Annotated in this window: 23 protein-coding genes and 1 other RNA gene; 12 read left to right on the top strand and 12 right to left on the bottom strand. The window is 66.8% G+C overall.

Annotated elements, in window-relative coordinates; all coding sequences use genetic code 11:
• The first annotated feature begins 23 nt into the window (after positions 1–23).
• Genes IM760_RS06115 through IM760_RS06105 form a run of 3 tightly spaced genes read left to right on the top strand, consistent with a single transcriptional unit; the run spans position 24 to position 3,200 of the window.
• A complete protein-coding gene (locus IM760_RS06115; protein ID WP_204427648.1) occupies positions 24–1,376 on the top strand; it encodes an FAD-binding oxidoreductase in 1,353 nt (450 codons plus the stop codon).
• Positions 1,373–2,185 carry a creatininase family protein gene (locus IM760_RS06110; protein WP_204427647.1) on the top strand — a complete coding sequence of 271 codons (813 nt, stop codon included), beginning with the start codon at positions 1,373–1,375 and terminating at the stop codon, positions 2,183–2,185. The genes IM760_RS06115 and IM760_RS06110 overlap by 4 nt, the downstream gene beginning before the upstream one ends.
• A gap of 25 nt (positions 2,186–2,210) precedes the next feature.
• The gene (locus IM760_RS06105; RefSeq protein WP_204427646.1) at positions 2,211–3,200 is read left to right on the top strand and encodes an ABC transporter substrate-binding protein; all 990 of its coding nucleotides are present in this window, start codon (positions 2,211–2,213) and stop codon (positions 3,198–3,200) included.
• Here the strand turns inward: IM760_RS06105 and IM760_RS06100 are convergent.
• From IM760_RS06100 to ssrA, 9 genes are all read right to left on the bottom strand, one after another.
• The gene (locus IM760_RS06100) at positions 3,179–3,907 is read right to left on the bottom strand and encodes a GntR family transcriptional regulator (protein WP_204427645.1); all 729 of its coding nucleotides are present in this window, start codon (positions 3,905–3,907) and stop codon (positions 3,179–3,181) included. The two genes, IM760_RS06105 and IM760_RS06100, sit on opposite strands and share 22 nt — an antisense overlap.
• Before the next feature lie 5 nt (positions 3,908–3,912).
• On the bottom strand, positions 3,913–4,299 hold the full coding sequence (gene hpxZ, locus IM760_RS06095; RefSeq protein WP_204427644.1) for an oxalurate catabolism protein HpxZ: 387 nt from the start codon (positions 4,297–4,299) through the stop codon (positions 3,913–3,915).
• The gene (locus IM760_RS06090; RefSeq protein ID WP_204427643.1) at positions 4,296–5,459 is read right to left on the bottom strand and encodes an amidase; all 1,164 of its coding nucleotides are present in this window, start codon (positions 5,457–5,459) and stop codon (positions 4,296–4,298) included. Before IM760_RS06090 ends, hpxZ begins: the two co-directional genes overlap by 4 nt.
• Before the next feature lie 31 nt (positions 5,460–5,490).
• On the bottom strand, positions 5,491–6,774 hold the full coding sequence (locus tag IM760_RS06085) for a TRAP transporter large permease (RefSeq protein ID WP_204427642.1): 1,284 nt from the start codon (positions 6,772–6,774) through the stop codon (positions 5,491–5,493).
• Between the two features lie 4 nt (positions 6,775–6,778).
• Entirely contained in the window at positions 6,779–7,285 is a 507-nt protein-coding gene (locus tag IM760_RS06080; RefSeq protein ID WP_204427641.1) for a TRAP transporter small permease, read from the bottom strand.
• Positions 7,286–7,307: 22 nt separating this feature from the next.
• On the bottom strand, positions 7,308–8,306 hold the full coding sequence (locus IM760_RS06075) for a TRAP transporter substrate-binding protein (RefSeq protein ID WP_204427640.1): 999 nt from the start codon (positions 8,304–8,306) through the stop codon (positions 7,308–7,310).
• A gap of 244 nt (positions 8,307–8,550) precedes the next feature.
• Positions 8,551–10,143, bottom strand: a complete 1,593-nt coding sequence (locus IM760_RS06070) for a gamma-glutamyltransferase family protein (protein ID WP_204427639.1) — start codon at positions 10,141–10,143, stop codon at positions 8,551–8,553.
• 9 nt (positions 10,144–10,152) lie between these two features.
• On the bottom strand, positions 10,153–10,986 hold the full coding sequence (locus IM760_RS06065) for a sulfite exporter TauE/SafE family protein (protein ID WP_204427638.1): 834 nt from the start codon (positions 10,984–10,986) through the stop codon (positions 10,153–10,155).
• Positions 10,987–11,496: 510 nt separating this feature from the next.
• Positions 11,497–11,854: a transfer-messenger RNA gene (gene ssrA, locus IM760_RS06060) on the bottom strand.
• A gap of 236 nt (positions 11,855–12,090) precedes the next feature.
• On the opposite strand from ssrA, the gene IM760_RS06055 reads away from it, so the two are divergent.
• Positions 12,091–12,384, top strand: a complete 294-nt coding sequence (locus tag IM760_RS06055) for a hypothetical protein (protein WP_239549648.1) — start codon at positions 12,091–12,093, stop codon at positions 12,382–12,384.
• A 96-nt stretch (positions 12,385–12,480) separates the two neighbouring features.
• Here IM760_RS06055 and smpB read toward each other — a convergent pair whose 3' ends face one another.
• On the bottom strand, positions 12,481–12,957 hold the full coding sequence (gene smpB, locus IM760_RS06050; RefSeq protein WP_204427637.1) for an SsrA-binding protein SmpB: 477 nt from the start codon (positions 12,955–12,957) through the stop codon (positions 12,481–12,483).
• Between the two features lie 178 nt (positions 12,958–13,135).
• On the opposite strand from smpB, the gene IM760_RS06045 reads away from it, so the two are divergent.
• Both IM760_RS06045 and IM760_RS06040 read left to right on the top strand, forming a co-directional pair.
• Entirely contained in the window at positions 13,136–14,536 is a 1,401-nt protein-coding gene (locus IM760_RS06045; protein ID WP_204427636.1) for a sodium-dependent transporter, read from the top strand.
• Complete coding sequence (locus tag IM760_RS06040) at positions 14,529–14,828, top strand: RnfH family protein (RefSeq protein WP_204427635.1); 300 nt, start codon at positions 14,529–14,531, stop codon at positions 14,826–14,828. The genes IM760_RS06045 and IM760_RS06040 overlap by 8 nt, the downstream gene beginning before the upstream one ends.
• A gap of 34 nt (positions 14,829–14,862) precedes the next feature.
• Here IM760_RS06040 and IM760_RS06035 read toward each other — a convergent pair whose 3' ends face one another.
• Positions 14,863–15,360 (bottom strand): outer membrane protein assembly factor BamE, encoded by a 498-nt coding sequence (locus tag IM760_RS06035; protein WP_204427634.1) that lies wholly within the window; start codon positions 15,358–15,360, stop codon positions 14,863–14,865.
• Positions 15,361–15,469: 109 nt separating this feature from the next.
• Between IM760_RS06035 and fur the strand changes: the two genes are divergently transcribed.
• Positions 15,470–15,880 carry a ferric iron uptake transcriptional regulator gene (gene fur, locus IM760_RS06030; protein WP_204427633.1) on the top strand — a complete coding sequence of 137 codons (411 nt, stop codon included), beginning with the start codon at positions 15,470–15,472 and terminating at the stop codon, positions 15,878–15,880.
• 112 nt (positions 15,881–15,992) lie between these two features.
• Here the strand turns inward: fur and recN are convergent, their stop codons facing one another.
• Positions 15,993–17,663 (bottom strand): DNA repair protein RecN, encoded by a 1,671-nt coding sequence (gene recN / locus IM760_RS06025; RefSeq protein WP_204427632.1) that lies wholly within the window; start codon positions 17,661–17,663, stop codon positions 15,993–15,995.
• A gap of 160 nt (positions 17,664–17,823) precedes the next feature.
• Between recN and hrcA the strand changes: the two genes are divergently transcribed.
• The 5 genes from hrcA to dapB all read left to right on the top strand — a co-directional run bounded on the left by hrcA (position 17,824) and on the right by dapB (position 23,713).
• Positions 17,824–18,873 (top strand): heat-inducible transcriptional repressor HrcA, encoded by a 1,050-nt coding sequence (hrcA, locus tag IM760_RS06020; protein WP_204427631.1) that lies wholly within the window; start codon positions 17,824–17,826, stop codon positions 18,871–18,873.
• Between the two features lie 100 nt (positions 18,874–18,973).
• Positions 18,974–19,549, top strand: coding sequence for a nucleotide exchange factor GrpE (grpE, locus tag IM760_RS06015; RefSeq protein ID WP_204427630.1), 576 nt, complete (start codon positions 18,974–18,976; stop codon positions 19,547–19,549).
• A 157-nt stretch (positions 19,550–19,706) separates the two neighbouring features.
• Positions 19,707–21,632: a molecular chaperone DnaK gene (dnaK, locus tag IM760_RS06010; RefSeq protein WP_204427629.1), complete on the top strand. Its 1,926-nt coding sequence runs from the start codon at positions 19,707–19,709 to the stop codon at positions 21,630–21,632.
• A gap of 119 nt (positions 21,633–21,751) precedes the next feature.
• A complete protein-coding gene (dnaJ, locus tag IM760_RS06005; protein ID WP_204427628.1) occupies positions 21,752–22,879 on the top strand; it encodes a molecular chaperone DnaJ in 1,128 nt (375 codons plus the stop codon).
• Positions 22,880–22,888: 9 nt separating this feature from the next.
• Entirely contained in the window at positions 22,889–23,713 is an 825-nt protein-coding gene (gene dapB, locus IM760_RS06000; protein WP_204427627.1) for a 4-hydroxy-tetrahydrodipicolinate reductase, read from the top strand.
• Positions 23,714–23,767: the final 54 nt, after the last annotated feature.

The following is a 23,767-nucleotide window of genomic DNA, read 5'->3' as shown; positions in this document are numbered from 1 at the left end:
AGAGCAAAACAATGGAGAGCACGATGACCGACAACGAGACTTTGCAACAGCTGTGCGCGGATCTGGACGGGCTTGAAATGAGCACCGAGGACCGCGCCCTGCAGCGCTATTCCAAGGATTTTTCCTGGTTCAGCCCGGTGCTGGTGGAGCAGCTCCGTGGCAAACAGGCGGAGCTGGTGGTCAAGCCCGCCAGCGAAGAGGACGTGAAGCGGGTGGCGGCGGCCTGCAGCCGGCACCGCATTCCGCTCACCCTGCGTGGCAGCGGCACCGGCAACTACGGGCAGAGTACGCCGCTGCACGGGGGCGTGCTGATGGACATGAGCGGCCTCAACCGGATTCTCTGGATCAAGGACGGCGTGGCTCGGGTGCAGGCCGGCGCCCGGCTGGTGGACATCGACAAGGCCGCCCGCGAGCACGGCTGGGAGTTGCGGCTGATGCCGTCCACCTACCGGCTGGCCACCGCCGGTGGCTTCTTCTGCGGCGGCTTCGGCGGCGTCGGCTCGATCACCTACGGCTCCATCGGCGACCCGGGCAATGTGCTCGGGGTGCGTGCCCTGAGCATGGCGGAGCAGCCCGAGGCCGAGGAACTGCGCGGCGCCGAAGCCCGCGATCTTTACCATGCCTACGGCGTCAACGGCCTGATCACCGAGCTGGAGTTCGCCCTGGCCCCGGCCCTGGACTGGCGCGAGAACCTGCTCAGCTTCCCGGATTTCATGCAGGCGGTGAGGTTCTGCCAGGCCCTGGGCAGCACCTGCGGCACCATGAAAAAGCTGCTGACGCTGCTGGCGGATCCGCTGCCGCAAATGTGTGGCCTGGAAGACCGGATTCCCGCCGGCCACACCGCGGTGGTGGCCATCGTCAATCGGCCGGGCATGGACGCGCTCCATGAGCTGCGCGAAAAATTCGGCGGCCAGTTGGTCGAGGAGCAGTCCCACGCCGAGGTGTTCGGCACCACCAAAAGCATGATCGAACACAGCTGGAACCACACCACCCTGCACATCTTCCGCAAGCACAAGGACATCACCTATCTGCAAAGCGGCTTCCGCCCCTGGGAGAACGTGGAAAAGGTGGAGCAGATGCACCACCACTTCGGCGAAGAGGTAATGCTGCATCTGGAGTTTCTGCGCGCGGACGGCGCGGTGACCTGCAGCGGCCTGCAGGTGATCCGTTATACCAGCGAGGAACGGCTGAACGACATCATCCAGTTCCACCGCGACAACGGCGTGTTCGTCAGCAACCCGCACACCTACATTCTCGAGGACGGTGGCAAGCTCACCGTGGACCCGGGACAGCTGGCCATGAAGCGCCGCCTGGACCCCCAGGGGTTGCTCAACCCCGGCAAGATGCGCACCTGGGACGAGGAGGCGGCGGCATGACCCAGCTCCACGGCGCGGTGCCGCCGTCCCGTTTTCTGCCGTACTTCACCGCCCCGGCCATCGAAGCGCTGCCGGACAAGGAAAACACGGTGATCGTGCTGCCCATCGGCGCCATCGAGCAGCACGGCCCGCACCTGCCGGTGTGCACCGATACCGCCATCGCCACGGAATTGACCGGCCGCGCCCTGGCGGCGCTGCCGCCGTCGATACCGGCGTTCGCGTTGCCGCCGGTGTGGTGCGGCAAATCCAATGAGCACATCAATTTCTCCGGCACCGTGATCCTCAAGGCGGAAACGCTGATGCGGATTCTCTGGGACATCGGCGAAAGCGTTTACCGCATGGGCTTCCGCAAACTGGTGCTGCTCAACGGCCACGGCGGCCAGCCCCAGGTGGTGGAAATCATCGCCCGGGACCTGCGCGCCGAATACCAGGATTTTTGTCTGTTCCCGGTGTTCTCCTGGGCGGTGCCCCACTGCGCCAGCGACTTTTTGTCCACCAGGGAGCTGGAGGAAGGCATCCACGCCGGCCGTTCCGAGACCAGCCTGATGATGGCGCTGGCCGAGGAGCATGTGCACCCGGACCGGGCGGTGGGCGAATACCCGCCGCCGCACCAGGGGCTGCTGACGCCGGAAGGGCGCTTCCGCTATGCCTGGCTGACCCATGATCTGAGCAAAAGCGGGGTGGTGGGGGATCCGGCCGGCTCCTGCCGGGAAGAGGGCGACAAGATGCTCGCCTCCCTGATCGAAGGCTGGGTGCGCGCCTTCGAGGAAATCCATCACTTCCGGATGCCCGGCCAGGCGGCCGGTTGATCCTTTTCTGACCGTGGAGGTCGCGATGAAACGTTGGAAGCATGCGCGCGGGGCGCTGGCCGGGGTACTGATGGGCGGCGTGGTCGCCGTCGGGCAGGCCGCCGAGCTGACGCCGGTGACGGTGAGCACCACCTGGTACGCCCAGGCGGAACACGGCGGCATCTACGCCGCCAAGGCCCTGGGGCTTTATGAGCAGGAAGGGCTGGACGTGACCATCAAGATGGGCGGCCCTCAGGTCAACAACGTGCAGCTGCTGCTGGGCGGCGCCACCGATTTCAGCATGGGCTACAGCCTGCAGTCGCTGAACGCGGTGAAGCAGGGCCTGCCGCTGGTGACGGTGGCGGCCTTCTTCCAGAAGGACCCGCAATCGCTGATGGTCCATGAAGGGCAGGGTTACGACGAGATCGCCGACCTCAAGGGCGCCGGCATCCGCATCCCCACCGCCGGCCGGGTGGCCTACTGGCCGTGGCTGAAAGCGCAATACGGTTTCACCGACGATCAGCTGCGTCCCTACGATTACACCATCGGTCCCTTTATCGCCGACAAACGCATCGCCCAGCAGGGCTACATCACCAACGACGGTTATTTCCTTGGCAAGGAGAAGGTGGCCGCCAAAAGCCTGCTGCTGGCGGACGCCGGCTGGGGCGCCTACGCGGGCACCCTGGACACCACCCGGGCGATGATCGACGAACACCCGGAGGTGGTGCAGGCCATGGTGGACGCCACCGCCAAGGGCTGGGCGGCCTACTTCGAGAACCCCGGGCCCGCCAATACGCTGATCCAGGCCCACAACCCGGAAATGGCGGACGCTCTGATCGCCTACAGCATCAAGGAAATGCAGGCGCAGAATCTTCTGCTGGCCTCCGACGCGGAAGGCGGCCGCTACGGCATGATGAGTGATGAGCGCTGGAAGACGTTCTACCAGGACATGGTGGAGGCCGGCACCCTGCCCGAGGGGCTGGATTACCGGAAAGCCTACGACCTGCGTTTCATTCAGGAAACCTGGGACGACTGATCGTCCTCTTCCCGGGGCGCCCGGCGCCCCAGGTAGTTCTGGGAGGTACGGTGGGCGCTGAGCACGTGGTCGCGGATCTGTTCCGCGGCGTGCTCGCTCTCGCCGCGCACGATGGCCATGACGATGCCGCTGTGCTCGGCGAACGAGGTGGAAAGCCGATCACCCACGGTGAACTGCACCCGGCGGTAGGCCAGCACCCGGGAGCGGGCGGCCATGGCGGCTTCGAACAAATAGCTGTTGTGGCAGCCGCTGAACAACCGTTCGTGGAAGCGCAGGTTGGCGGCGTCGTAGGCGTCCACGTCCTCATTGACCACGTGCACATGGCTGTCCAGGTGCACGGCCAGCAGTTCCTCGCGCTCCGCCCGGGTCATCTTCACCGCCGCCATGCGCGCGCACACCGCTTCCATTTCCGCGGCGTACTCGAACATTTCCGCCAGCCGCTGGTCGGGGATCTCGATCACGAACACGCCGCGCCGGTGCTGGTGTTCCACCAGCCCGGCGGAGGCCATCTCCCGCAGCGCCTCGCGCACCGGCGTGCGCGACACGTCGAAGCGGCGCGCCAGGGCGATCTCGTCCAGACGGGTGCCCGGCGGCAGGGCGCCGCCGAGAATCTCATCGGACAGTGCCCGACGGATCTGCTCCGCCAGGGGGCGGTCGGTGTCCACCGGTAACGGTACGGCGGACACGGGAGATGACTGCTCGCTCATTGTTTTTAGCCCTCGTCCATGAACGATACATGGGCGGCCACGACGCGCCAGCCCTCGGGGCGGCGCGCCCATACCTGGCTCTGGCGCCCGGTGCGGGAATTGCCCGGCCGGGTGAACTCGGTCCAGACCGTGGCCAGGTCGCGACCATGGGTGGTGATACGGGTGTTATGCAGGGTGCGGGCCAGATTATTGCCTGGCCGGGCGGCACGGAACGCCTGAATCTGGTCGTAGCCGTACAGGTTTTCGCCGGCGCCGTAGCGCACCACCCTGGAATCTTCCCAGAATAACCGATCCAGCACCGCCACGTCGTTATTGACCAGTGCGTTTTCGTATTCCTCGAAGGCGGCGCGTACTTCCGCCACCACCTCCGGGAGGTCCAGTTCGGCGCTCATCGTGCCTGCTCCCACTTCACCGCCAGGTCAAGAAGCGCCCGGTCGCTGCCCGGCGGGCCGATCAGCGACAGACCCACCGGGCCGCGCGCGTCGCGCAGCAGCGGCAGGCTCAGCTGCGGGAGGCCGGCGGTGCCGGCCACGGCGGTCATGCACAGGGTGCGAAAGCGCACCTCGTCCACTTGCTCGTCGCTGGCGTCCAGGGGGATCGCCGAGGTGGGCGTGGTGGGCAGACAAAGCACGTTGCCTTCGCCCACCAGTTGCCGGACCCGCCGGCGCAGGGCGTCGCAGGCGGCGCGGGCCTCGGCGGCCTGCTCCGGGGTGATGGCGGCGGCGGCGGCGAAGCGCTCGCGGATGCCCGGGCCGAATTGCGGCTGGTGGGCGGTGATCCACTCGCCGAAATACTGCCAGGCCTCGAACGCCTGGGCCGGCCGGAACGCCTGGAAAAAGGCGTCCAGCGGGCCCACCGTGGCGTCCTCGTCCAGGCGCAGCCCGGCGAAGCCGTCGGCGGTGAGGTCACGCAGCTGGTCCACCACGGTCTCGTCGGCCATGTCCAGGCCCTCGCGCAGCAGGCGCAGTTCCACCGGGGCGGGGCCGGTGTCCGGCGTCATCAGCACCTGGCCCACCGCCGCCATGGTGGCGGCGTCGCCGGCGAACCAGCCCAGGGTGTCGAAGCTTTTCGCCAGGTGCGCGGTGTGCCGGTCGTCCATCCGCCCATGGGTGGGGCGCAGGCCGTACACCCCGCAGTAGCTGGCCGGCACCCGCACCGAGCCGCCGGTGTCGCTGCCCAGGGCGAAGTCCACCAGGCCGGCGGCCACCACCGAGGCGGAGCCGCTGGAGGACCCGCCGGGGATGCCGTCCGGCACCGCCGGGTTGGGCGGCGTGCCATAGTGCACGTTCTGGCCGGCCAGGCTGTAGGTGAGCTCGTCGGTGTGGGTTTTGCCCACCAGCTCGGCGCCGGCGGCCAGCAGCGTTTCCACCAGCGGCGAGGTATGGTCGGCGGGCGAGTGGGTTTCACGATAAAGAGGATGACCGATGCCGGTAACGGTGCCGGCGATGTCGTACACGTCCTTCACCGCGAACCGCCGGCCGTCCAGCGTGCCGCGGCCGGTGGGGTGAAGATGGACCGGGTCGAAGTCCAGAAAGCCGTTTTCCAGTTTCACGAACGTCTCCATTTCCGATGACGTGGCCCGGCTACATGCCCGAGACCACGGTGCGGGGCAGCCACAGGCTGATTTCAGGGAACACATTGACGATCAGCAGCGCCAGCATCGCCAGCCACACCAGTGGCAGGGCGCCGCGCACCGCCTCGGAGTAACGCACATTGCCGAGGCCGCTGGCGACGAACAGGTTCATGCCGAACGGTGGCGTGAACATGCCGATGGCGCAGTTCACGCACAGGATCACGCCCAGATGCACCAGGTCGATGCCCACCGCCCGGGCCACATTGACGATCAACGGCACCAGGATAATGACGATGGAGTTGGGGTCCAGGAACATGCCCGCGATCAGCACCACCACATTGATCAGCAGCAGCAGGGTCCAGGGGCTGTCGCTGAGCGCCAGCAGGCCGCCGGCGATGGTTTCGGTGATGCCGGTGGAGGTCAGGTACCAGGAGAACGCCGCCGCCGCCGAGATGATGATCATCACCTGGGCGGTGATCACGGCGCTGTCCACGCACACCTTCCACAGCGATGCCAGGTCCAGCTCCCGGTACACGAACAGGCCGACGAAGGCGGCGTAGGCCACCGCCACCGCCGCCGCCTCGGTGGGCGTGAACACGCCGCCGTAGATGCCGCCCAGGATCAGCACCGGAATCGCCAGCCCCCAGATCGCCTCGCGCACCGCCGCCAGCAGCTCGCCCAGGCCCGGCCAGGGCTGCGGCTCCAGCCCGTCGCGGCGGGCCCGGTACCAGCAATAGCCGAAGAACACCGCGCCGTAGACCAGGCCGGCGCCGATGCCGGCCATGAACAGGGCGCCGATGGACACCCCGGCCACGGCGCCGTACACGATCATGAAGATGCTGGGCGGAATGATGATGCCCAGGGCGCCGGTGGCCATCAGCAGGCCCAGGGTGAACTTCTTGTCGTAGCCCTGCTCGGTCATGGTGGGCAGCATCATGCGGCCGATGGAGACCACGGTGGCCGGGCTGGAGCCGGAGATGGCGCCGAAGAACATGGAGCCGGTGACCGTGGTCATGGCCAGCCCGCCACGCATCGGGCCCACCAGCAGCATGGCCACGCGCAGGATGCGCTGGGACAGGCCGCCGGTGCTCATCAGGTTGCCGGCCAGGATGAACAGCGGAATCGCCATCAGCGGAAAGCTGTCCAGGCCGGAGAACATGCGCTGAATGATCAGCATCAGCGGCGTGCCGTTTTCCAGATGCAGGCCGATGAACACCGCCAGGGTCAGTGCCACGAAAATCGGCAGGCCCACGGTCAGCAGGCCGGACACCATCACGAAGAAACCCGCGCCCATATCGTTACCCCGCCAGAACCGGGGCCGGCTCTTGGGCCGGCCGAGGGTGCAGTATGCGCACCAGGGATTCCGCCAGGCGGATCAGCATCAGCACGCCGCTGAACGGGATCGCCAGGTAGAACCAATACATGGGGGCCTCCATGGCCGGTGACACCTGCCCGAAGCGGTGCAGGGTCTGGACCATGGCACCGCCGTACCACACCAGCAGCCCGGCAAGCACCGCGCAGGCCAGGGTGATCAGCACTTCCAGGGTCTTGCGGGCCGGGCCGGGGAGAATCTGGCGCAGCACGTCGATGCTGATGTGCGCGTCCTTGCGAAACGCCAGGCCGCAGGACAGGAACACCATCCAGATGATGGCGTAGCGCACGCTTTCCTCGGCCCAGCTGAACGAGAAGTTGAACAGGGCGCGGGCGCTGATCTGCACGCACAGCATGAGCGCGGCGAACAGGATCAGACTGCCCACCGCCGCCGCCTCCAGTTTGGCGAGACCGTCGCTGAATCGTTGCCACATGATGATTGCTCCCCGCCGACCGTTACTGGCCGGCGCTCAGACGCTCGAGTTCCTGGCGGGTGGCCTGCATCAGGTCCGCGCCGAGAATGCCGCCGAATTCTTCGTAGACCGGGTCCATGGCGTCGCGGAAGGCCTGCTTCTGCGCGTCGGTGAGTTCGATCACTTCGGTACCGCCGGCGGCCTTGATGCCGTCCAGGTAGCCCTGTTCGCGGGCGGCGGAGCGCTCGCGCTGATACTCACCGGCCTCGCGGGCGGCGGCCATCAGGATGTCCTGCTGGTCCTTGGGCAGGCCGTCGAACCACACCTTGCTGAAGATGAAGGCGGTGCCCAGGTAGCCGTGGTTGGAAAGCATCAGGTAGTCCTGCACCTCGTAGAACTTCATCTGCGAGATCGACACCAGCGGGTTTTCCTGGCAGTCCACCACGCCCTGCTGCAGGGCGGTGTAGGTTTCCGAGAAGGCGATCGGCACCGGGTTGGCGCCCACCGCTTTGTACTGGGCGATCAGCAGCGGACTTTCCATGACCCGGAACTTGGTGCCTTTCAGGTCGGCGGGTTCGTGCACCGCCCGGTCGCAGGTCATCTGCTTGAAGCCGCTTTCCCAGAACATGGCGGGCTCGAAGCCGGCGTCACGCAGACCGCTCAGCACCCGCTCGCCCACCGGGCCGTCCAGGAACTCATAGGCCACCTCCCGGGAGGGAAACAGGAACGGCAGGTCGATGAGCTGCAGCTGCTTATTGAAACCGCTCAGTTTGGCGGTGGGAATGGGCGCCGCCTGCACCGCGCCGAACTGCATCTGCTGGGCCACCTGCACGTCGTCGCCGAGGGCGTTGTTGGGGTAGATCTTCACCTCGATGGCGCCGCCGCTGCGGTCTTCCACCAGTTCCTTGAAGCGCACCGCGCCCTCTTGCTGGGCGCTGTCCTCGGTCAGGTCGTGGTGCAGTTTGACGACGGTGGCCGCCTGGGCGCCCAGGCCGAGCAGGCACAGGGCCACGAGAGTGAGCGAACGGGTAATACGGATCATGGAAGGTCTCCTGCCGAAAGGGAGTAAGGACAGGAGGAATAGAGCAGACTTTGTGCCAAAACCGCTTTTTATTATAAAACAAGGGGTTAGGTATTTATTGAGGACAATAAATGTCTCTCCATGGTGCACGGTGCCCCGAATGTATACACGGACGGTGCGTGGTCGACGGGCCGGGATAAAAAAGGCGACGGCCGGGGGCCGGTCCGTCGCCGAGGGGGTTGCTCTTTAAGGTGGAGGGGGCGCGTCAGAGGGTCGCCACCACGCCGTCGCTGCGCGGATCGCTGGCGCCTTCGATGACGCCGTCCGGGTGCCGCACCACGGCGCCGGCATGGCCCATGGTGTCGCTGAAATCCTGGTCCAGCATTTCCACCTGGTGACCGGCGTCGCGCAGCTTTTCCACCAGCGCCGCCTCGAAGCGGGCCTCCAGCTTCAGGCTGGTGCTTTCCTCGCCCCAGGTCCGGCCCAGCAGCCAGCGCGGCGCCGTGACCGCCTGCTGCAGCGGCTGGTTGAACAGGCCGTAGCGGCTGAACACCGCCGCCTGGGTTTGCGGTTGCCCTTCGCCGCCCATGGTGCCGTACACCATGGTGCGGCCGTCGTCGAAGCGCGCCATGGCCGGGTTCAGGGTATGGAACGGCTTGCGGCCCGGCTTCAGCGCCTGGGGCGCGTCCGGGTCCAGGGAGAAGCTGATGCCCCGGTTCTGCCACAGCACGCCGGAGGAGGGCAGCACCACGCCGCTGCCGAACTCCCAGTAGATGCTCTGGATAAAGCTGGCGCTGCGGCCTTCCCGGTCGATGCAGCCCATCCAGATGGTGTCGCCGGGCAGCGCCGGCTGAGGCCAGGGCAGGGCGGTGGTCGGGTCGATGCGGGCGGCCCGCTCGGCCAGGTCGGCGTCGGTGAGGAAATCCGCCGGGTCCACGTCCATGTAGGCCGGGTCGGTGCAGTGCCGGTCGCGGATCAGGAACGCCTGCTTGGTGGCTTCCACCAGGCCGTGCAGGTGCTCGAAGCCTTCCGCCTCGGTGACGCCCAGGCGGTCGAACAGGCCCAGAATCATCAGCGAGGCCATGCCCTGGGTGGGCGGCGGCTGGTTGTAGAGGGTGGCGGTGCGCAGCCGGGTGGAGAGCGGCTCCACCACCCGGGCGTGATAGGCGGCCAGATCGTCCCGGCTCACCGGGCTGCCCACCCGGGCCAGGTCCTCGGCCATGGCGGCGGCCAGCTCGCCGCGATAGAAGTCGTCCAGCCCGGCCCGGCCCAGGCGCTCCAGGGTGTCGGCCAGCCGGGCCTGGCGCAGAACGCGGCCCTCGGCGGGCACCTGGCCGTCCAGCAGATAGGTGTCGGCGAAGCCGGGCACGTCGCCGAGCTCCGGCAGCTTGGCGGCGGTCAGGGCGGCCTGGCTCGGGGTCACGGCGATGCCGTCCCGGGCGTGGCGATGGGCGTCTTCCAGCAGCCGGGGCAGGGGCAGGCGGCCGCCCCATTGGCCGGCGATCTCCCGGGCCCGCTCCCAGCCGCTGATGGTGCCGGCCACGGTGAGGGCGGCCAGGGGCCCCCGGGAAGGGATCACGTCGTGGCCCCGGCTCCGGTAGAAGTCGGCGTCGGCGGCGGCCGCCGCCGGCCCGCAGGCTTCGATGGCGCGCGGCGCCTGGCCGGGTTCGGCCAGCAGCCAGAAGCCGTCGCCGCCGATGGCGTTCATGTGCGGGTAGACCACGGCGATGGCGGCGGCGGCGGCGATCATCGCCTCGGCGGCGTTACCGCCCTCGCGGAGCACGTCCCGGCCGGCCTGGGCGGCCAGGTGATGGGGGGCGACAAAGACGCCGCCCAGGGCGCGTTTGGTGTGCAGCATGTCGTTTCCTCAGAGCAGCCCGTAGAACATCCGCAGGGACGTGATGAACAGGAACAGCGCGAACGCCTGACGCAGGCGGGTGGCGTTGATGGCGTGGGCGAGCCGCGCGCCCACCGGGGCCATCAGCATGGTCATCGGCACGATCAGGATAAAGCCGATCAGGTTCACGTAGCCCACCGTGAACGGCGGCCGGCCCGGGTCGTCCATGCCGTGCAGCAGAAAGCCGATGGCGCCGGGCACGCTGATGAACAGGCCGATGGCCGCGGCGGTGCCCACCGCCTTGTGAATGGGGTAGTTGAACAGGGTCAGGATCGGCACCGTCAAGGTGCCGCCGCCGATGCCCATCAGGGTGGAGAAGCCGCCGATCACGGTGCCGATCAGCTGCTTGAACGGGGTCGGGGGCAGCGATTCCGCCAGGGCGCCGCCCTGGGTGCGGAACGCCATGTTGGCGGCCACCAGCAGCGCCACGGCGGCGAAGATGGCGGTCAGGGCGGTGCCGCCCAGGTAGCCGCTCAGCCAGGTGCCGATCAGCACGCCGATCACCAGCGCCGGGCCCAGGGTCTTGAGCAGCGAGGCGTCCAGGTTGCCCTTGGCCGCATGGGCCCGGGCCGACATGATCGAGGTGGGAATGATGGTGGCCAGGGAGGTGCCCACCGCCACGTGCATCTTCACGGACTCGTCCACGCCCAGCAGGGTGAACAGATGATAGAGCACCGGCACGATGACGATGCCGCCGCCGACCCCCAGCAGACCGGCCATGATGCCGGCGATGACGCCGGTGGCCAGCAGGGCGACCACCAGGCCCGCCAGCCAGGCGGCGCTGTATTGATCCAGGAATTCCAAGAGGTGACTCCTCTGACTGCGTGTTGTAGTGCCGCCCGAGCAGCGTCGTGGGCGGTTTTAGGGCTTGGAGCAAGTTATGTGCCGTTCTTGTATACACGGGAATTGGCAGGAAAGTGAAGGGTTTAGGGGTATTCAGGTGGTGAATGTTGGAGCTTCATAAGATTGATGCACTTTTTTGGTGCGGATTTGAGGGTGGGTGGGTGGTTTGGGGGCAGGTGTGGGCTGGTGGTGTAGGAGCCATGGTTCCACCGCGATTTTCGGCGCTGGCGTTGGAATCGAGGTCGAACGAGCGTTTCTACAGGTGGGAGGTGGCGGACCGGCGGGGGGAAGGTGGCCGGATCGCTTTTGGCGATTCGGCCATCCCGGCCGTTGGCCGGGACCGTCCCCGCTTGGCGGGGACGTCCTGCGCGAAGCGGTGCTTCGCTTGTCGAACCCGGACTTGGCTCCTCAACCAGCCGCCTCCACCAGACACAAAAAAGGCCGGCCCATTGGGCCGGCCTTTTTTGTGTCTGGTGGAGGCGGCGGGAATCGAACCCGCGTCCGCCAGCAATCCGCCTGTGGATCTACATGTTTAGTCAGGTCTATTGATTTAAGTGGCTGCGGCCCGACAGACAGGGCGCAGTCACCGAGTCCCTTAAGGTTTTAACAGCGCCGTCCGGGACGGACTTTGCTGCGAGCCTGTGTAGCGATGCTCGCCGCACTTCCCCACAGGCTGGGTCGTTTGGCGATAAGCGGGGTTTAAGCCGCTAGTGCGTAAGTATCGTCGTTTGCGATTACTTTAGTATGCCACAAGGGATTTACGAGCATTGCGACGCTACTCGACATGCACCACAGGTTTCTTTACCGGCGTCGAAGCCATGTCGCCCCCTGTGATCGGGCTATTGTAGGAGATGGGGGCGGTCCGGGGAAAGGCAAGGGGGTGGTTCCGCGAAGAAAAAGTGCCGGAAAAAGAGCGGCTTAACGCGCTTTTACATAGATTGTCCAACAATCGGACCCGATTGCCATGGAATCGTCACGGGCCGGGCGCATCATGGTCCTTACAGCGTGCCCCGAATTCCGATGATAAAGCCGGCCGCTGATCCCGATCGTTTAATGAGGAGCAAGATGATGAAAGCGATCCTTCGATCAGCTGGAGAGGTTGCCGAGAACGTTCTGGCGCCGGTGACGGCCCGTCCGTTGCTGGCTCGTACCCTGGGTCTGCTGCTGACCGTGGCGTTGTACGCCGGCGGCATCGCGGCGGTGATGGCGGTGAGCGGCGAGGCGCGGATTCCCGTGCTGCTGTTCGCGGTGTACTTCCTGCCGGCGGTGCTGCGCGCCTGGCTGCAGTTGTACTGGCTGGTGCGTGACGACGTGCGCGGTTGGCGCCGGCGGCACGGGCGCACCGGCAAGGCGTTCTAGCAGGCCCTGGGCCTCAAAGGCCGAAACGGAAAGGGCCGCCCTCGGGCGGCCCTTTTCTTTGTCCGGGCGGGCGTTGTGGAACGCGGCGGCCTTGGCTCAGTTCTGGCGCAGAATGCGCTGCTTCTGGCGGTTCCAGTCCCGTTCGCGCTCGGTGGCGCGCTTGTCGTGTTTCTGCTTGCCCTTGGCCAGGGCGATGTCCAGCTTCACCAGGCCCCGCTTCCAGTGCAGGTTCACCGGCACGCAGGTGAAACCCTGCTTCTGCACACCGCTGAACACCTTGGCCAGTTCCTTGCGGTGCAGCAGCAGCTTGCGGCTGCGCTGCGGGTCCGGCACGAAGTGGGTGCTGGCGGTGGGCAGGGGCTCGAAGCGGGCGCCGAACAGAAAGGCCTCGCCGTCCTTGAGCAGAATATAGGACTCCGTCAGGTTGGCTTTGCCGGCGCGCAGGGATTTCACTTCCCAGCCTTCCAGCGCCAAACCGGCTTCGAAGAACTCTTCCAGATGATAGTCGAAGCGCGCCTTGCGGTTCTGCGCAATGGCGTTGCTGCTCGACGTCTGTTTTTTCGCTTTGCCCATGGGGCGGCGATTATAGAGAGTGGCCGGCCCCGTGGCGAGCGCGGCGGCGCTGAACTTGTTAAACCTTGTCTTAACCGTGGTCAAGGGCCGGGCGGCGGGTGAGTGGTCGCCCACTTCCCTTGAGAGGCCCCGGGAAAATCAAGACAATGGCGGCACTGCGTCGAGGGGTTGTGATCCGATGAACGAAACGAACAAGCCGGTCCACGGCATGTGGACCAGCCGGTGGGTGTTTATTCTGGCGGCCACCGGGTCCGCGGTGGGGTTGGGCAACATCTGGCGGTTCCCCTACATCACCGGGGAGTACGGCGGCGGCGCCTTCGTGTTGCTGTACCTGGCGTGCATCGCCCTGATCGGGGTGCCGATCATGATCGCCGAGGTCACGCTGGGCCGGCGCGGCGGGCTCAGCCCGATCCACTCCATGGGGCGGCTGGCGGAGCAGAGCAAGGTGAGCCGCCGCTGGAAGGGCATCGGCTATCTGGGCGCTCTGTCCGGTTTTCTGATTCTGTCGTTCTATTCGGTGGTGGCCAGCTGGGCGCTGATCTACGTGTGGGAGGCGGTGAGAGGCCTGTTCCAGGGCATGACCGCGCTGCAGTCCCAGGCCAATTTCGAGGCCATGCAGGCCAACCCCTGGCTGATGCTGGGCTCCCACAGCCTGTTCATGGTGCTGACCATGGGCGTGGTGGCGCTGGGCGTGAAGCGCGGCCTGGAGCGGGCGGTGGAAGTGCTGATGCCGCTGCTGTTCGTGCTGCTGGTGGTGCTGATCGGCTACGCCGCCACCACGCCGGGCTTCGCGGAAGGGGTCGGCTTCCTGTTCGCGTTCGATTTTTCCAAGCTGTCCGGGGAGGCGGTGGTCATCGCCCTGGGGCAGGCGTTCTTCACCCTGAGCCTGGGGATGGGCGCGATCATGGCCTACGGCGCCTACATGCCCCGCGAGATCAAGGACAAGAAGACCGGGCGTACCCGTCCGGTATCGATCGGTTCTTCCGTGGTGATCATCGCCGCCCTGGACACGCTGGTGGCGCTGGGCGCCGGCCTGGCCATGTTCCCGCTGCTGTTCACCGGCAATCTGGAGCCGGCCCAGGGCCCGGGGATGATGTTCGTGACCCTGCCACTGGCGTTCGGGCAGATGCCCGGGGGCGTGCTGTTCGGTTCCCTGTTCTTCGTGCTGGTGGTGTGCGCCGCCTGGACCTCGTCGATCTCCCTGGGCGAGCCGATGGTGGCCTGGCTGGTGGAGCGCGGCCGTGGCCGGGGCGCGGCGGCCCTTCTGGTGGGCGGCGCCGCCTGGGTGCTGGGGATCGGGTCGGTGCTGTCGTTCAACCTCTGGAAGGACCACACCTTCCTGATGGGCACCTTCTTCGAGAATATCGAGTTCCTGTCCACCAGCATTCTGTTGCCCCTGGGCGGGCTGCTGATCGCCCTGTTCGCCGGCTGGGTGATGAAGGAAACCCAGGCGCGCAAGGAGCTGGCCATGAAGAGCTTCGCGCTGTACATGGCGTGGCGGGCGCTGGTGCGGATCTTCTCGCCGCTGGCGATGATCGCGGTGATTGCCTATGCGATCTGGTCCGCCGCCCATGGCTGACACCCTGCGCGTGGAAGTGGTGTTCGCGCTGCCGGACCGGCAGCGCCTGATCGCCCTGGACGTGGCGCCGGGTACCACCATGCTGGAGGCCGCCCGACAGTCCGGCATCGCCGGGGAATTCGAGGGCCTGGAGCTGGAAACGGCGCCCATGGGGATCTTTGGCAAGGCGGAACCGCACCCGGCGGAGCGGGTGCTGACGGACGGCGAGCGGGTGGAAATCTACCGGCCGCTGCGGGTGGACCCCAAGGCGGCGCGGCGGGCCCGCGCCCGGCGGGGGCGCCGGGACGGCTGAGCGCCGCGGCGTTTCAAGACCAGGCGGCGGCGCTTTACGAGCGAGGCAGCGGCACCGTGGTCGCTTCCGGGGTGCTCGGCGGCGCGCCCGGGTCCGGCTCGGGATCGTTGAGCGGTTCCTGGTCGACGGTGCCGCCGTCACGACGGCGGTCCTCGGCGCGCAGCTCCAGTTCGCGGTCGCGGCGGCCGGAGGTGCGTTCACGCACGTCGGCGAGCGCCTGACCTTCGTAGTGGCTGTAGCGGCCCCCTTCGAAATACACCACCACACGCTGTTCCACGGTGTCCGCCTTGCCGGGCTGGTAATGCAGCAGGTAGAACCAGGTGTCCGGGGTGAACGGATCGGTGAGGGTGGGCGGCCCCAGTACGAAACGTACCTGTTCGGGAGTCATGCCGGGCTCCAGCTCGGCCAGCATGTCCCGGGAGACCACATTCCCCTGAGGGATATCAATGCGGTACACCCCGGGGAATCGCAGGGAACTGCAGCCGGCCAGCAGGGCGGCGAACAACAGGGAAACGAGAATGGTCCTTGGCATGATGTTTCGACTTGGCATAATGTCCGGGCGATAATACAGACTTGTCTAAGGGGAACAAGGTTCCTCACGGAATCGGGAATCCCCGCTGGCGGCATACGGAGCAATTATTTTGGATAATCAGGATCTTAGGAAAGCGGGCTTGAAGGTGACCCTGCCGCGGATGAAAATCCTGCAGCAGCTGGAATCCTCCAAGGAACGGCATCTCAGTGCCGAGGACATCTACAAATCGCTGATGGACGCCGGCGAGGACGTGGGCCTGGCCACCGTCTACCGGGTGCTCACCCAGTTCGAGCAGGCCGGCATCGTGCTGCGCCACAACTTCGAGGGCGGCTCGGCGGTCTTCGAGCTGGCCGATGAAGAGCACCACGACCATATGGTGTGCATGGAGTCCGGTGAGGTGATCGAATTCCTGGATGAGGAAATCGAGAAGCGCCAGCACCGCATCGCCGAGGAGCACGGTTACGAGATCGTCGACCACTCCCTGGTGCTGTACGTCCGGCCCAAAGCCGGGAAGAAGTAAGCCTCTTTTCAGCCCCGCCAGCCTGTGCCGCGGTGTCCGCCGTGGCGCGCCGCCAGCCCAGCCCTGAATCGCCCGTCCCGACCCGCCCGCCGGCGGGCCGGGCGTGGTCGTTTCAGGCCACGCGCTGGCCCTTGTCCAGCATTTCCCGGGCATGGGCGCGGGTGGAGGCGGTGATCTCCACGCCGCCCAGCATGCGCGCCACTTCCTCCACCCGGGCGCCCTCGTCCAGGGGCTGAATGCGGGTGTGGGTGGTGTCCTTGCCCTGCAGCTTGTGCACCTGCCAGTGCTGGTGGCCCTGGGCGGCCACCTGGGGCTGGTGGGTGATGCACAGGACCTGGGCGTGGCCGCCCAGCTCACGCAGCAGGCGGCCGACGATTTCCGCCACGCCGCCGCCCACGCCCACGTCCACCTCGTCGAACACCAGGCTGGGCACGGTCAGATTGCGCGCGCAGATCACCTGGATGGCCAGACTTACCCGCGACAGCTCGCCGCCGGAGGCCACCTTGGCCAGCGGCCGGGGCGGCTGGCCGGGGTTGGCCGAGAAGCGGAATTCCACCTCTTCCAGACCGTCCGGCCCGGGCTTGCCTTCCTCGACCACCGTTTCCAGGCGGGCGGCCTTCATGCCCAGGGCCTTGAGCTGCTTCTGCACCTCCCGGGTCAGGGTGGTGGCGGCGTCCCGGCGTCGCCGGCCCAGCGCCTGGGCGTGGCCCAGGTAGGTGTCGTGGGCAGCCCGCTCGGCGGCGGCCAGGGCCTCCAGGTGCTCGTCGAAATGTTCCAGGGTGTCGGCTTCGCCGGCCAGCTTGCGGTGGTGTTCCACCAGTTCTTCCGGGCGCAGCCGGTGCTTGCGGGCCAGGCTGTAGGCCTGGCCCAGGCGCTCTTCCACCTGGTTGAGGCGTTCCGGGTCCAGGTCCAGTTTTTCCAGATAATGACGCAGGTCCTCGGCGGCCGCTTCCACCTGCAGGCGGGCGGACTCCACCGTGTCGAACACGCCGGCCAGGGCGTCGTCGCTGGCGCGGGCTTCCTCCACCCAGTGGCTGACCTGGCCCAGGTGATCGTTGACGGTGCCGTCCTCGCCATCGTACAGGGCGGTGACCGCCTGCTGGCACAGGCGGATCAGGGCGTCGGCATTGCCCAGGCGCTGCTGCTCCTGCTCCAGCTCGGCCAGTTCGCCCTCCGCCAGGGCCAGGGCGTCCAGTTCTTCCAGCTGGAAGCGCAGCAGCTCCTGGCGCTCGGTCTGCTCGCGGGCGCTGGCCAGGGCGTCGTCGTGGTCGCGACGGGTGCGCTGCCAGTGGCGCCAGGCGTCGCGCACCTCGGCGGCCAGGTCGCCGGCCTCCGCCAGGCTGTCCAGCAGGGCGCGGTGGGTGTCCTTGCGCAGCAGAGCCTGGTGCTCGTGCTGGCTGTGGATGCTGATCAGATGCTCGCCCAGCTCGCGCACCTCGGTGAGCGGCGTGGGGGTGCCGTTGATGTAGGCCCGCGAGCGCCCGTCGGCGCGCACCGTGCGGCGCAGCAGGCACTCGTCGCCGTCGTCCAGCTCGCGCTCGGCGAGCCAGGCACGGGCGGACGGGTTGTCGCCCAGATGGAAGGTGGCCAGCACCTCGGCGCGCTCGCAGCCCGGACGCACCACGGCGCTGTCCGCCCGTTCGCCGAGGGTCAGCGACAGGGCATCGATGATCACCGATTTGCCGGCGCCGGTTTCACCGCTGATCACGGTCAGGCCGGTCTCCGGCTCCAGCTCCAGCTGGTCCACGGTGGCGAAATGGCGAACACTGAGATGGGTCAGCATGGGCTGTCCTTCTGGCCAGTATTGCCGCGATGTTAGGCGATTCCCGGCGCCAGTGTAAGCCCCCGTCGCACGGTGGGCCGCGTCGGGTGCGCAAACGCCGCCGGATGCGTAGACTGGGGGCCGCGCTATACTGAGATGTCTTTCCTGGTATTCGAAGCACATGACCCGGCTGGAACTGAACGAACGCAAGCAACGGTTGTTGATGGCCCTGGTGGAGCGGCACATTCGCCACGGTCAGCCCGTGGGCTCGAAAAGCCTGGCCGGCGGCGGTGGCCTGCAGGTCAGCCCGGCGACCATCCGCAACATCATGGCCGAGCTCGAGGACATGGGGCTGCTGACCAGCCCGCACACCTCCGCGGGGCGCATTCCCACCGAGCGGGGCTATCGTCTCTATGTGGACACCCTGCTGGCCTCCACCACCATGGAAAACCCGGACAACGCCCGCCTGCGCGACGAACTGCGCCAGCTGCTGGCGCCGGACCAGTCGCCCCAGGCGCTGGTTTCCCAGGCTTCCAGGACCCTGGCGGAACTGACCCGCATGGCCGGGCTGGTGGCGGTGCCGCGCCGGGAAGTGACCACCCTGCGCCAGGTGGAGTTTCTGCCGCTGTCCGGCCAGCGGGTGCTGGTGGTGCTGGTGGTGAACCGCTCGGAGGTGCAGAACCGCATCATCCAGACCGGCCGCGAATACGGCGAGGTGGAACTGCGCCAGGCCGCCAATTACATCAACCACACCTACGCAGGCTGCGACCTGGACAGCATCTGCGAGGGGCTGCTCAGCACCATGGACGCGGACCGCGCCCAGCTCGACGAACTGATGCAGACCACCGTGGACATCGCCGGCAAGGCGCTGCGGCCGGAAAACAAGGACTCCGATTACGTGGTGTCCGGCGAGTCCAACCTGCTCGACCGCGCCGAGGCCGGCGGCATCGAGAAGCTGCGCGACCTGTTCGAGGCCTTCAACCGCAAGCGCGACATCCTTCATCTGCTCGAACGCAGCGTCAAAGCCGACGGCGTGCAGATCTTCATCGGCCGGGAGTCCGGCTATCAGCCGTTCGAGGAATATTCCCTGGTGTCCGCCCCCTACAAGGTCGACAACGGCCCCATGGGCGTGCTGGCGGTGGTCGGCCCCACCCGCATGGACTACGAACGGGTGATCCCCACCGTGGACATCACCGCCCGCATTCTGTCCGCCGCCCTGACCCAGCTGTAACGCCCGCGCCGCCGTCCTTCCCCGCCACGGCCCTTGAATCCCGCCGTCACGTTCCCATATCTTTGCCCGCTTTCCCGGAATTGGGGACTTTGGAGTGGATATGAGCGAACAGGACAAACCACAGCAGGCCCACGACGAGGCCGAAGTCAACGAACAGGCTCCGCGCCAGGAGCCGGAGCTGATCGACGAGGGCGCCGAGGCGCAGGACGATGAGCTGGCCCAGGCCCGTGAGCGGCTGAGCAAACTGGAAAAGGCCCTGGCCGAAGCCGATCTGCGCGCCCAGGCGGAAATGCAGAACGTGCGTCGCCGCGCCGAGCGGGACGTGGAGAGCGCCCACAAGTTCGCGCTGGAAAAGTTCGCCGGCGATCTGTTGCCGGTGGCCGACAGCCTGGAACGGGGCCTGTCCACCCTGGATGCCGACGACCCGTCGCTGAAGCCGGCCCGTGAGGGCCTGGAGCTGACCCTGAAAGTGCTGCTCGATGTGTTCGCCAGGTACAACCTGGAACAGATCGATCCCCTGGGCCAGCCGTTCAACCCGGAACACCACGAAGCGATGACCATGGTGCCGGCGCCGGACGCCGAGCCCAACAGTGTCATCGAGGTGCTGGAGAAGGGCTATCTGCTCAATGGCCGTCTGATCCGCCCGGCCCGGGTGGTGGTCAGCAAGGCCGGCTGAACGCCCCGTGGCGCCGCGCCGCCGAACTCTCCGGAGCCCCGGTCGCGGCACTCTTGAAAAGCGCAAGCCAGCCGCCATATAGCTGGCAAGTCAATAAGGTTCAGCTGTCCGGGCGGCCTGAAAGGGGTCCGGACCGTGTGAAGGAGAATGGAGCACTATGGGTAAGATCATTGGTATCGACCTTGGCACCACCAACAGCTGTGTCGCTGTCATGGAAGGGGACAAAACCAAGGTAATCGAGAACGCCGAGGGCGCGCGGACCACGCCGTCCATCATCGCCTACACCGAGGACAACGAGATCCTCGTCGGTCAGGCCGCCAAGCGTCAGGCGGTGACCAACCCCACCAACACCCTGTACGCGGTCAAGCGTCTGATCGGCCGTCGTTTCGAAGACGACGTGGTGCAGAAGGACATCAAGATGGTGCCCTACAAGATCACCAAGGCCGACAACGGTGACGCCTGGGTGGAAGTGAAGGGCGAGAAGCAGGCGCCGCCGCAGATTTCCGCGCAGGTCCTCAAGAAAATGAAGAAGACCGCGGAAGACTACCTGGGCGAGGAAGTCACCGAGGCGGTGATCACCGTGCCGGCCTACTTCAATGACTCCCAGCGCCAGGCCACCAAGGACGCCGGTCGTATCGCCGGCCTCGAGGTGAAGCGCATCATCAACGAGCCCACCGCCGCGGCCCTGGCCTATGGTCTGGACAAGAAAGGCGGCGACCGCACCATCGCGGTCTACGACCTGGGTGGCGGTACCTTCGACATCTCCATCATCGAGATCGCCGAAGTGGACGGTGAGCATCAGTTCGAGGTGCTGGCCACCAACGGCGACACCTTCCTGGGTGGCGAGGACTTCGACCTGGCGATCATCAACTACCTGGCCGACCAGTTCAAAAAGGACTCCGGCATTGACCTGGGCGGTGACGCCCTGGCCATGCAGCGCCTCAAGGAAGCCGCCGAGAAAGCCAAGATCGAGCTGTCCTCCGCGGAGCAGACCGAGGTCAACCTGCCGTACATCACCGCCGACCAGACCGGTCCCAAGCACCTGGTGGTGAAGCTGACCCGCGCCAAGCTGGAATCCCTGGTGGAGCAGCTGGTGACCCGCTCCCTGGAGCCGTGCAAGACCGCGCTCAGCGATGCCGGCGTGAAAGCCTCCGACATCACCGACGTGATCCTGGTGGGTGGTCAGACCCGCATGCCCATGGTGCAGAAGAAAGTGGCCGACTTCTTCGGCAAGGAAGCCCGTAAGGACGTCAACCCGGACGAGGCCGTGGCCATCGGTGCCGCCATTCAGGGCGCGGTACTGGCCGGCGACGTCAAGGACGTGCTGCTGCTCGACGTGACCCCGCTGACCCTGGGTATCGAAACCATGGGTGGCGTGATGACGCCGATCATCGAGAAGAACACCACCATCCCGACCAACGCGTCGCAGGTGTTCTCCACCGCCGAGGACAACCAGACCGCGGTGACCGTGCACGTGCTGCAGGGCGAGCGCAAACAGGCCGGGCAGAACAAGTCCCTGGGTCAGTTCAACCTGGAAGACATTCCGCCGGCGCCGCGCGGCGTGCCGCAGATCGAGGTGACCTTCGACATCGACGCCAACGGCATTCTGCACGTGGGCGCCAAGGACAAGGCCACCGGCAAGGAGCAATCGATCCAGATCAAGGCATCGTCCGGTCTGTCCGACGACGAGATTGATCAGATGGTCAAGGACGCCGAGGCCCACGCCGACGAGGACAAGAAGTTCGAGGAGCTGGTGCAGGCCCGCAACCAGGGCGACCACCTGGTGCACGCCACCCGCAAGACCCTGGAAGAGGCGGGTGACAAGGCCAGCGACGAGGAGAAGGAAGCCATCAACACGGCGATCTCCGACCTGGAGCAGGCGCTCAAGGGCAGCGACAAGGACGACATCGAGGCCAAGACCAAGGCGCTCACCGAGGCCTCCGGTTCCCTGGCACAGAAGATGTATGCCGAAGCCCAGCAGGCCGAGCAGGGCGGCGCCGACGCCGGCCAGCAGCAGAAGGCCTCCGGTGATGATGTCGTCGACGCCGAGTTCGAGGAAGTCGACGACGATAAGAAGAAGTGATTGAGGCCCGACACCGAACGCTCGACGCTAAGCGTTGAGCGTTCGGGGTCACGCGTCAGAGCATATTTATCGCCGGCATAAAGCGCCGGCGTTTCTGCTTCACGGCAAGTTGAATTTCTATGTCCAAACGTGATTATTACGAAGTGCTGGGGGTGGGCAAGGACGCCGGCCAGCAGGATCTGAAAAAGGCCTACCGACGCCTGGCCATGAAGTACCATCCGGACCGCAACCCGGATGACCAGGAGGCGGTGGCCAAGTTCAAGGAGGCCAAGGAAGCCTACGAGGTGCTCTCCGACGAGCAGAAGCGCGCCGCCTACGACCAGTTCGGCCATGCCGGGGTCAATGGCCAGGGCGGCTTCGGCGGCGGTGGCGCCGGGGGCTTCGGCGGTGGCGGCTTCGGCGATATCTTCGGTGACATTTTCGGCGATATCTTCGGCGGCGGTGGCCGGCGCGGCCCGGCCCGGGGCGCCGATCTGCGCTATACCCTGGAGCTGACCCTGGAACAGGCGGTGCGTGGCTGCGAGGAAAAGATCCGCGTGCCCAGCTGGGACACCTGCGAGGTCTGTGACGGCAGCGGCGCCCAGGCCGGCGAGCAGCCGGTGACCTGCCCGACCTGTAACGGCATGGGCCAGGTGCGCATGCAGCAGGGTTTCTTCACGGTGCAGCAGGCCTGCCCCACCTGCCACGGCGAAGGCAAGGTGGTGGAAAACCCCTGCGGCCATTGCGGCGGCCAGGGCCGGGTACAGACCACCCGCACCCTGTCGGTGAAAATTCCCGCCGGCGTCGACACCGGCGACCGCATCCGTCTGGCCGGCAAGGGCGAGGCGGGCATGAACGGGGCCCCTCCCGGCGACCTGTATGTGCAGGTGGCGGTCCGTGAGCACGACATCTTCAAGCGCGACGGCGAGAACCTGCACGTGGAAGTGCCGCTCAGCTTCGTGGACGCGGCCCTGGGCGGCGAACTGGACGTGCCGACCCTGAACGGCCAGGTCAAATTGAAGGTGCCGCCGGAGACCCAGACCGGCAAACTGTTCCGGCTGCGTGGCAAGGGCGTCACCCCGGTACGCGGCGGGCCGCCCGGCGACCTGCTGTGCAAGGTGGTGGTGGAGACCCCGGTGAAGCTGTCCGGGGACCAGAAAGACCTGCTGCGCCAGTTCCAGGATTCCCTGGAAAAGGGCGGTGAGCGTCACAACCCGCGCCGCACCAGTTGGTTCGAGGGCGTCAAGCGGTTCTTCGAAGGGCTCTGAGGAAACAGCATGAAAGTAGGGATCATCGGCGCCGCCGGGCGCATGGGCCGGATTCTGATGGAGGCCACCCTGGCCAATCCGGACACCGAACTGGCCGCCGCCGTGGACGTGCCGGGCTCCAGCCTGATCGGCGTGGACGCTGGCGAGCTGCTGGGCCGTCAGGCTCTGGGCGTGGCCCTGGCCGACGACCTGGAGAAGGTGGTGCGTGACGCGGAGGTGTTCATCGACTTCACCGTGCCGGAGGCCACCGCCCGGCACATCGAGGTGTGCCGGGCCGCCGGCACCCGCCTGGTGATCGGCACCACCGGTCTGAATGACGAGCAGACCGCGTCGTTGCGCGCCGCCAGCGAGGACATCGCCATCTGCTTCGCGCCCAACTATTCCATTGGCGTGAACCTGTGTTTCAAGCTGCTGGAGACCGCTGCCGCGGTGCTTGGCGACGAGGTCGACATCGAGGTGATCGAGGCCCATCACCGGCACAAGATCGACGCTCCCTCCGGCACCGCCCTGCGCATGGGCGAGGTGGTGGCCCAGACCCTGGGCCGGGACCTCAAGGAATGCGCGGTGTACGGCCGCGAGGGCCGCACCGGTGAGCGCGACCGCCGCACCATCGGCTTCGAGACCATCCGCGCCGGCGACATCGTCGGCGACCACACGGTGATGTTCGCCGCCGAGGGCGAGCGGGTGGAAATCACCCACAAGGCGTCCAGCCGCATGTCCTTCGGTCGCGGCGCGGTGCGCGCGGCGCAGTGGCTGGGCGGTCACCAGCGTGGCCTGTTCGATATGCAGGATGTGCTCGGCCTGACCGGCGACAGCGCCGGCTGGGGGCGCTGAGGCGCTTCTCGCGGCTGAAGCCGCTCCTGCGGCAAGTGTAGGAGCGGCTTCAGC

It is taken from the genome of Alloalcanivorax marinus (assembly GCF_016906305.1).
In the GTDB taxonomy this organism is placed as follows: domain Bacteria; phylum Pseudomonadota; class Gammaproteobacteria; order Pseudomonadales; family Alcanivoracaceae; genus Alloalcanivorax; species Alloalcanivorax marinus.
The sequence above is the reverse complement of the archived record's forward strand: the minus strand, read 5'-3'. Positions and strand labels throughout refer to the sequence as shown.

Bases quoted from the DNA above. Each gene is read 5' to 3' on its own strand.
- IM760_RS06115 (WP_204427648.1), top strand. From the start codon at position 24: ATGACCGACAACGAGACTTTGCAACAGCTGTGCGCGGATCTGGACGGG.
- IM760_RS06110 (WP_204427647.1), top strand. From the start codon at position 1,373: ATGACCCAGCTCCACGGCGCGGTGCCGCCGTCCCGTTTTCTGCCGTAC.
- IM760_RS06105 (WP_204427646.1), top strand. From the start codon at position 2,211: ATGAAACGTTGGAAGCATGCGCGCGGGGCGCTGGCCGGGGTACTGATG.
- IM760_RS06100 (WP_204427645.1), bottom strand. From the start codon at position 3,907: ATGAGCGAGCAGTCATCTCCCGTGTCCGCCGTACCGTTACCGGTGGAC.
- hpxZ (WP_204427644.1), bottom strand. From the start codon at position 4,299: ATGAGCGCCGAACTGGACCTCCCGGAGGTGGTGGCGGAAGTACGCGCC.
- IM760_RS06085 (WP_204427642.1), bottom strand. From the start codon at position 6,774: ATGGGCGCGGGTTTCTTCGTGATGGTGTCCGGCCTGCTGACCGTGGGC.
- IM760_RS06080 (WP_204427641.1), bottom strand. From the start codon at position 7,285: ATGTGGCAACGATTCAGCGACGGTCTCGCCAAACTGGAGGCGGCGGCG.
- IM760_RS06075 (WP_204427640.1), bottom strand. From the start codon at position 8,306: ATGATCCGTATTACCCGTTCGCTCACTCTCGTGGCCCTGTGCCTGCTC.
- IM760_RS06070 (WP_204427639.1), bottom strand. From the start codon at position 10,143: ATGCTGCACACCAAACGCGCCCTGGGCGGCGTCTTTGTCGCCCCCCAT.
- IM760_RS06055 (WP_239549648.1), top strand. From the start codon at position 12,091: ATGATGAAAGCGATCCTTCGATCAGCTGGAGAGGTTGCCGAGAACGTT.
- smpB (WP_204427637.1), bottom strand. From the start codon at position 12,957: ATGGGCAAAGCGAAAAAACAGACGTCGAGCAGCAACGCCATTGCGCAG.
- IM760_RS06045 (WP_204427636.1), top strand. From the start codon at position 13,136: ATGAACGAAACGAACAAGCCGGTCCACGGCATGTGGACCAGCCGGTGG.
- IM760_RS06040 (WP_204427635.1), top strand. From the start codon at position 14,529: ATGGCTGACACCCTGCGCGTGGAAGTGGTGTTCGCGCTGCCGGACCGG.
- IM760_RS06035 (WP_204427634.1), bottom strand. From the start codon at position 15,360: ATGCCAAGGACCATTCTCGTTTCCCTGTTGTTCGCCGCCCTGCTGGCC.
- recN (WP_204427632.1), bottom strand. From the start codon at position 17,663: ATGCTGACCCATCTCAGTGTTCGCCATTTCGCCACCGTGGACCAGCTG.
- hrcA (WP_204427631.1), top strand. From the start codon at position 17,824: ATGACCCGGCTGGAACTGAACGAACGCAAGCAACGGTTGTTGATGGCC.
- grpE (WP_204427630.1), top strand. From the start codon at position 18,974: ATGAGCGAACAGGACAAACCACAGCAGGCCCACGACGAGGCCGAAGTC.
- dnaK (WP_204427629.1), top strand. From the start codon at position 19,707: ATGGGTAAGATCATTGGTATCGACCTTGGCACCACCAACAGCTGTGTC.
- dnaJ (WP_204427628.1), top strand. From the start codon at position 21,752: ATGTCCAAACGTGATTATTACGAAGTGCTGGGGGTGGGCAAGGACGCC.
- dapB (WP_204427627.1), top strand. From the start codon at position 22,889: ATGAAAGTAGGGATCATCGGCGCCGCCGGGCGCATGGGCCGGATTCTG.